Source organism: Kitasatospora sp. NPDC001539, from assembly GCF_040298565.1.
Taxonomy (GTDB): Bacteria; Actinomycetota; Actinomycetes; order Streptomycetales; family Streptomycetaceae; genus Kitasatospora.
In genome coordinates this window covers 134189-140942 of the sequence record NZ_JBEPAK010000002.1, presented here as the reverse complement: position 1 = coordinate 140942, position 6754 = coordinate 134189, and the positions used below count along the sequence as shown (strand labels likewise).

The 6754-nt window shown below is 73.7% G+C and carries 6 protein-coding genes; 4 read left to right on the top strand and 2 right to left on the bottom strand.

The features are described 5' to 3' along the window. Positions 1 to 118 precede the first annotated feature (118 nt). From mmpB to ABT247_RS01240, 4 genes are all read left to right on the top strand, one after another. Positions 119 to 259 carry a morphogenic membrane protein MmpB gene (gene mmpB, locus ABT247_RS33585; RefSeq protein ID WP_392899869.1) on the top strand — a complete coding sequence of 47 codons (141 nt, stop codon included), beginning with the start codon at positions 119 to 121 and terminating at the stop codon, positions 257 to 259. A 47-nt stretch (positions 260 to 306) separates the two neighbouring features. Further along, positions 307 to 909: a nucleoside triphosphate pyrophosphatase gene (locus ABT247_RS01250; RefSeq protein WP_350735996.1), complete on the top strand. Its 603-nt coding sequence runs from the start codon at positions 307 to 309 to the stop codon at positions 907 to 909. Positions 910 to 1027: 118 nt separating this feature from the next. Next, positions 1028 to 1762 carry a hypothetical protein gene (locus ABT247_RS01245; RefSeq protein ID WP_350735994.1) on the top strand — a complete coding sequence of 245 codons (735 nt, stop codon included), beginning with the start codon at positions 1028 to 1030 and terminating at the stop codon, positions 1760 to 1762. 235 nt (positions 1763 to 1997) lie between these two features. Next, the gene (locus ABT247_RS01240) at positions 1998 to 3773 is read left to right on the top strand and encodes an acetyl/propionyl/methylcrotonyl-CoA carboxylase subunit alpha (RefSeq protein WP_350735991.1); all 1776 of its coding nucleotides are present in this window, start codon (positions 1998 to 2000) and stop codon (positions 3771 to 3773) included. Positions 3774 to 4093: 320 nt separating this feature from the next. Here the strand turns inward: ABT247_RS01240 and ABT247_RS01235 are convergent, their stop codons facing one another. After that, complete coding sequence (locus ABT247_RS01235; protein WP_350736028.1) at positions 4094 to 5050, bottom strand: DeoR/GlpR family DNA-binding transcription regulator; 957 nt, start codon at positions 5048 to 5050, stop codon at positions 4094 to 4096. Positions 5051 to 5286: 236 nt separating this feature from the next. Then, positions 5287 to 6735: an NAD(P)H-quinone dehydrogenase gene (locus ABT247_RS01230; RefSeq protein WP_350735988.1), complete on the bottom strand. Its 1449-nt coding sequence runs from the start codon at positions 6733 to 6735 to the stop codon at positions 5287 to 5289. Positions 6736 to 6754 lie beyond the last annotated feature (19 nt).

Sequence of the window (6754 nt, the reverse complement as noted above, 5' to 3'; positions counted from 1 at the left end):
GCCCGACCGACGTCCCGCGCCGCCGTGCACCCGCTCGCCGCCGGAACGCCCGTGCTGCCCCCGGAACCTGAGTACGGATACTCAGGCGCCCCGGCGCCCGGCGGCGCACTCTGGACGGGTGCTCTGGTCAGACCCCCGCGATGAGCCCTCGCCCGAGGCCCGCCGCATGCAGGAACGGATGCAGCGGGCCGGCAAGGTGCTCGCCGCCCTGGTGCTGGTGGGCGCCGTCCTGATCATGCTGTCCCGGTCGTTCACCTGAGCCGTTCACCCGAACGGCGGACCCCGGCAGCCCCTACCCTGGTGGGCATGACCGACCAGCGCCCCCTCGTCCTCGCCTCCGCCTCCCCCGCCCGCCTCGGACTGCTGCGCCAGGCGGGGCTCGACCCGCGCGTGGTGGTCAGCGGCGTCGACGAGGACGCGATCAGCGCCGCCACCCCCGCCGAACTCGCCCTCGTCCTCGCCGAGGCCAAGGCCAAGGCCGTCGCCGCCGGCCTCACCGGCGGCGAACTGGTGATCGGCTGCGACTCCGTCCTGGAGCTGGACGGCCAGGCCCTCGGCAAGCCCGCCGACGCCGCCGAGGCACTGGCCCGCTGGCAGTCGATGCGCGGCCGGGCCGGCGTGCTGCGCACCGGCCACTGCGTGATCGACACCGCGACCGGCCGCCAGTCCTCGGAGACCGCCTCCACCACCGTCCGCTTCGGCACCCCGGACGACGAGGAGGTCGCCGCCTACGTGGCCTCCGGCGAACCGCTGTACGTGGCCGGGGCGTTCACCCTGGACGGCCGCTCGGCCCCGTTCATCGACGGCATCGACGGCGACCCGGGCAACGTCATCGGCCTCTCCCTGCCGTTGCTGCGCCGCCTGCTCGCCGACCTGGACCTGCGGATCACCGATCTGTGGACCAGGTGACCTGCCCCCGCCCCCGCCCGGGCTCCCGCGGGCGCGTCGAACACGTCGCGCGGGCCCGGCGGGAACCGCCGGACACGCCCTAAGCTGAGCGGCGTTCGAACGGGGAGGGGACGCGGCGATGACGGACAGCGTGCTCAACGTGGTGCTCGGCCTGGTGGCCAGCGCCATCAGCGCGGCCCTGGGCTGGCTCGCCCAGGCCCTGCGGCGGCGCCGCAGGGTCGAGCGGATGCGGGCCTTCCTCGGGCTGCCGGCCGCCAGCGAGTGCCTGGTCGTGGTGCCCCGCAGCGTGGGGACGGGCTCGCACGCGCACACCGTGACCCGCCGGGACGCCTACGCCCTGATGTGGCTGGCGGGGCTGGTCGAGGAGTGCGGCGCCCGGGCCGAACTGGTCGCCCACGACGCCGCGCACCGCGGTCTGGGCCTCAAGACCGAGCTCTGCCTGGGCGGTCCGGTGAGCAACGAGCGGGTGGCCGCCCACCTGGCCTGGGGGCTGCCGGGCGTGCTGATCACCTCCGGCCCCGGCCCGGGCAGCAACGTGATCGTGGTGGGCGAGCGCGACTTCCGCGCCGACCAGGACCAGGCACACACCCTGCTGGCCCGGATCGCCACCCCCGAGGGCGGCCGCCCGGTCTTCCTGATAGCCGGCCAGACCGGCGTCGCCAACCAGGCCGGAGTGCGCTACCTCGTCTCCCACCACCGCGAACTCGCCCGCCGGTACGGCCGCGACGGGACGTTCGCGCTCGTCCTACGGGTGGTCAACCCGGCCGCGTACGGGCCGGACATGGTCGAGCTCGCCGCCGACGTGACGACCGAGGCCCAGCGGCGCCCCGCACCCGCCTCGACCGCGGTTTAAGCGGGCTGCGGGAGGGTGTGTCCCATGACACCGTCCCGCCACGCCGCCACCCGGTCACCCACCGTCGACCGGTCCGGCGGCAGCTCACCGGCCACCACCTGCGCGGTTGCCGACGGACGGTGATCAGCACCGGATTTCCCATCACCGAGCGTGTGGGATAGTTCACAACCTGGGGCTACTCGCCGGTACCGCCCAGGAATCCATAAACTCAACGAGGTTCAAGAAGGGAGCCACAGTGCGCAAGGTGCTCATCGCCAACCGCGGGGAAATCGCCGTCCGCGTCGCCCGGGCCTGCTCGGACGCCGGTATCGCCAGCGTCGCCGTCTACGCCGAGCCGGACCGGGATGCGCTGCACGTCCGCGCGGCCGACGAGGCTTACGCGCTGGGCGGTGACACCCCCGGCACCAGTTACCTGGACATCGCCAAGGTCCTCAAGGCCGCCGAGGACTCCGGCGCCGACGCCGTCCACCCCGGTTACGGGTTCCTGTCGGAGAACGCCGAGTTCGCCCAGGCCGTCCTGGACGCGGGGCTGACCTGGATCGGCCCGCCGCCGCAGGCGATCCGCGACCTCGGTGACAAGGTCACCGCCCGTCACGTCGCCCAGCGCGCCGGCGCCCCGCTGGTGGCCGGCACCCCCGACCCGGTCTCGGGCGCCGACGAGGTCGTCGCCTTCGCCCGGGAGCACGGCCTGCCGGTCGCCATCAAGGCGGCCTTCGGCGGCGGCGGACGCGGCCTCAAGGTCGCCCGCACGCTGGAGGAGATCCCGGAGCTGTACGACTCCGCGGTGCGCGAGGCGGTCGCCGCCTTCGGCCGCGGCGAGTGCTTCGTCGAGCGCTACCTGGACAACCCGCGGCACGTGGAGACCCAGTGCCTCGCCGACAAGCACGGCAACGTGGTGGTCGTCTCCACCCGTGACTGCTCGCTGCAGCGCCGGCACCAGAAGCTGGTCGAGGAGGCGCCCGCGCCGTTCCTGACCCCGGAGCAGAACGCCGAGCTGTACCGCGCGTCCAAGGCCATCCTGAAGGAGGCCGGCTACGAGGGCGCCGGGACCTGTGAGTTCCTGGTGGCGAAGGACGGCACGATCTCCTTCCTGGAGGTCAACACCCGTCTGCAGGTGGAGCACCCGGTCACCGAGGAGGTCACCGGGATCGACCTGGTCCGCGAGATGTTCCGGATCGCCGACGGCGAGGAGCTCGGCTACGACGACCCGGAGATCCGCGGCCACTCCTTCGAGTTCCGCATCAACGGCGAGGACCCGGGCCGGAACTTCCTGCCCGCGCCCGGCACCGTGACGCTGTTCGCCCCGCCGTCCGGCCCGGGCGTGCGCCTGGACTCCGGCGTCGAGAGCGGCTCGGTCATCGGCCCCGCCTGGGACTCGCTGCTGGCCAAGCTGATCGTCTCGGGCCGCGACCGCAAGCAGGCCCTGGAGCGGGCCCGCCGCGCGCTGAACGAGTTCAAGGTCGAGGGCATGGCCACCGCCATCCCGTTCCACCAGGCGGTCGTCACCGACCCGGCCTTCGCGCCCGAGGTGCACGGCAGCGACGAGCCGTTCAAGGTCTACACCCGCTGGATCGAGACCGAGTTCGACAACACCATCCCGCCGTTCGCCGGTGCCGCCGGCGAGGGCGAGGAGGCGGAGACCCGGGAGACCGTGGTCGTCGAGGTCGGCGGGAAGCGGATCGAGGTCTCGCTGCCGTCCTCGCTGGGCGTCGCGGCGGCCCCGGCGGCCGGTGCGGCGGGTGCCGCCAAGGCCAAGCGCCGGGCGGGCGCCAAGAAGGCCGGCTCGGCCGTCAGCGGCGACACCCTGGCCTCCCCGATGCAGGGCACCATCGTCAAGGTCGCCGTCGAGGAGGGCCAGGTCGTCGCCGAGGGCGAGCTGATCGTGGTCCTGGAGGCGATGAAGATGGAGCAGCCGCTGAACGCCCACAAGTCGGGCACCGTCGTCGGCCTCAAGGCCGAGGTGGGCGCGAGCGTCAGCAGCGGCGCCGCGCTGTGCGAGATCAAGGACTGACCGCAAGCACGGTCTGACCTCGGGCCACCGGCGGTCCGGATCCCCGGCCCCGGCACCGGCCCGGGTCACCGGTCCGGATCCCCGGCCCCGGCACCGGCCCGGGTCACCGGTCCGGATCGCCGGCCCTGGCCGCCACCGGCCGACGCGGGTCACCGGCCCTGGTCACCGATCCGACCGCCGGCCCGGGCCGCGGCTCGAACCGGGCCGCGGCCGGGGCGGTCCGCAGGGGCCGCCGCGCGGTCCGTCAACCTCTCGACCGGTCCGTACGCCTTTCGGGGTGTGCGGACCGGTCGTGTTTCCCCACCGTACGGACGACGGGCTCAGCGCCCCCGCGGCAGGCCCAGCTCGGCCAGTCGGACCGGCATCCCGCCCGGCCCGGCCGGCCCTCCGTGGGTGCCGGGGCGGCGCTGTCCGGGCAGCGGAGCACCGCCGGGGCCCGGGGCGGGACGCCGGCCCATCGGGCCGGGCTGGGTCTGGTGGACGGGCCCGCTGCCGGTGCCGTGCACCGGGGCGTCCCCGGCGGGGGCCGCGCCGAACGGCGCGAGGTCGATCTGGACCCCGCAGTCGGCCAGCGCGTCCAGCTCGCGGGCGGTGGCGTCGTCGGCGGTGGCCTGCTCGTCGGTGACCAGCCGGGTGATCATCTCGGTGGCGACGGTCTGGAACATGCTGTCCGCGCCGAGCTTGGTGTGGTCGGCGAGGACGATGACCTCGGCGGCCGACTGCACCAGTGCTCGGTCCACGCTCGCGGACAGCATGTTCGCGGTGGACAGTCCGCGCTCGGCGGTGAGCCCGCTGCCGGAGATGAAGGCCTTGGTGACCCGCAGCCCCTGCAGCGACTGCTCGGCGCCGCTGCCCACCAACGCGTAGTTGGAGCCGCGCAGGGTGCCGCCGGTCATCACCACCTCGACCCGGTTGGCGTGCGCCAGCGCCTGGGCGACCAGGAGCGAGTTGGTGACCACGGTCAGGCCCGGCACCCGCGCCAGCCGGCGGGCCAGCTCCTGGGTCGTGGTGCCGGCGCCGACGACCACGGCGTCGCCCTCCTCCACCAGTCCGGCGGCGAGGTCCGCGATGGCGCTCTTCTCCGCCGCGGACAGGTGGGTCTTCTGCGGGTAACCGGGTTCGCGGCTGAAGCCGCCGGGGAGCACCGCGCCGCCGTGCCGGCGGTCGAGGAGCCCTTCTGCCTCCAGGGCCCGCACGTCGCGGCGCACGGTCACTTCGGAGGTCTGGACGACGCGGGCCAACTCCCGGAGCGAGACCGCTCCGTTGGCGCGCACCATTTCGAGGATCAACTGGCGACGTTCTGCTGCAAACACAGAACCGACGGTAACCTGCGTGACCGTCTGCTTTCAGGCGTTTGCAGCTGGTAGCTGGAATTGCTCACCGAAGAGCGGCGCGTGACCGTACAATACGCGCCGTCAACAACCCGGGACTGCGCCCGCTGTCCGGGTGAGGGCTCCCGACGCGCGAAGGGCGGCCGCCGGTCGGCAGCCGCCCCCAACTTCGCGCCTCGGGCTCAGGATTCGCCGGCCGCCCGCTTGCGGATGTGCAGCTGCCGGGCGACCTCGGCGGTCGAACCGGACACGGACGGGTAGACGGTGAAGGCGCTGGCCACCTGTTCGACCGTCAGATTGGCGTCCACCGCGAGCGAGATCGGGTGGATCAGCTCGCTGGCCCGCGGGGCGACGACCACGCCGCCGACCACGATCCCGGTGCCCGGGCGGCAGAACAGCTTCACGAAGCCGTCCCGGATGCCCTGCATCTTCGCCCGCGGGTTGCCGCGCAGCGGCAGCTTGACCACGACGGCGTCCATCTTGCCGCACTCCACGTCGGCCGCGGTGTAACCGACGGTGGCGATCTCCGGGTCGGTGAAGACGTTGGAGGCCACGGTCTTGAGGTTCAGCGGCTGCACCGCGTCGCCGAGCGCGTGGTACATCGCGATCCGCCCCTGCATGGCCGCCACCGAGGCGAGCATGAACACCCCGGTGCAGTCGCCCGCCGCGTAGACGCCCGGGGCGCTGGTGCGGGAGACCCGGTCGACCTGGATCTGGCCCCAGTCGTTGAGCTTGACCCCGGCCTCCTCCAGGCCCATGTCGGCCGTGTTGGGGATCGAGCCGACCGCCATCAGGCAGTGGGTGCCCTCGATCACCGTGCCGTCGGAGAGGGTCACCTCGACCCGCTCGCCGATCCTCTTGACCGTCTCGGCGCGGGAACGGCCCATCACGTTCATGCCGCGGCGCCGGAAGACGTCCTCCAGCACCTCCGCGGCGTCCGGGTCCTCGCCCGGCAGCACCCGGTCGCGGCTGGACACCAGGGTGACCTTGGAGCCGAGCGCCTGGTAGGCACCGGCGAACTCGGCGCCGGTCACACCGGAGCCGACCACGATCAGCTCGCGGGGCAGCTCCTCCAGGTCGTACACCTGGGTCCAGGTGAGGATCCGCTCGCCGTCCGGCTGGGCGTCCGGCAGCTCGCGCGGGTGCGCGCCGGTGGCGATCAGCACGGCGTCGGCGCGCAGCGACTGCACGGTGCCGTCGGGACCGTCCACCAGCACCTCGCGGGAGCCGTCCACGGCCTGCCCGCCGGCGCCGAGCCGGCCGCGGCCGCGCAGCACGGTGACCCCGGCGCGGGTGACGGACTGGGTGATGTCGTGGGACTGCGCGATCGCCAGGCGCTTCACACGGCGGTTGACCTTGCCCAGGTCCACGCCGATGACCTTGGCGTCCTGGTCGGCGCCGTCCCGGGCGACGGTGATGCCCAGCTCCTCGTACGAGCTGTCGAAGGTGGTCATCACCTCCGCGGTCGCGATCAGGGTCTTCGACGGCACGCAGTCCGTGAGCACCGCCGATCCGCCCAGGCCGTCGCGGTCGACGACGGTCACCTCCGCGCCGAGCTGGGAGGCCACCAGGGCCGCCTCGTATCCGCCGGGTCCGCCACCGATGATCACGATCCGAGTCACGCTCACCATTGTCCCGCACGCCGGGGCC

Excerpts from the sequence above, each read along its gene's own strand:
- ABT247_RS01245 (WP_350735994.1), top strand. The coding sequence starts at position 1,028 with ATGACGGACAGCGTGCTCAACGTGGTGCTCGGCCTGGTGGCCAGCGCC.
- ABT247_RS01235 (WP_350736028.1), bottom strand. The coding sequence starts at position 5,050 with ATGGTGCGCGCCAACGGAGCGGTCTCGCTCCGGGAGTTGGCCCGCGTC.
- ABT247_RS01230 (WP_350735988.1), bottom strand. The coding sequence starts at position 6,735 with ATGGTGAGCGTGACTCGGATCGTGATCATCGGTGGCGGACCCGGCGGA.
- ABT247_RS01250 (WP_350735996.1), top strand. The coding sequence starts at position 307 with ATGACCGACCAGCGCCCCCTCGTCCTCGCCTCCGCCTCCCCCGCCCGC.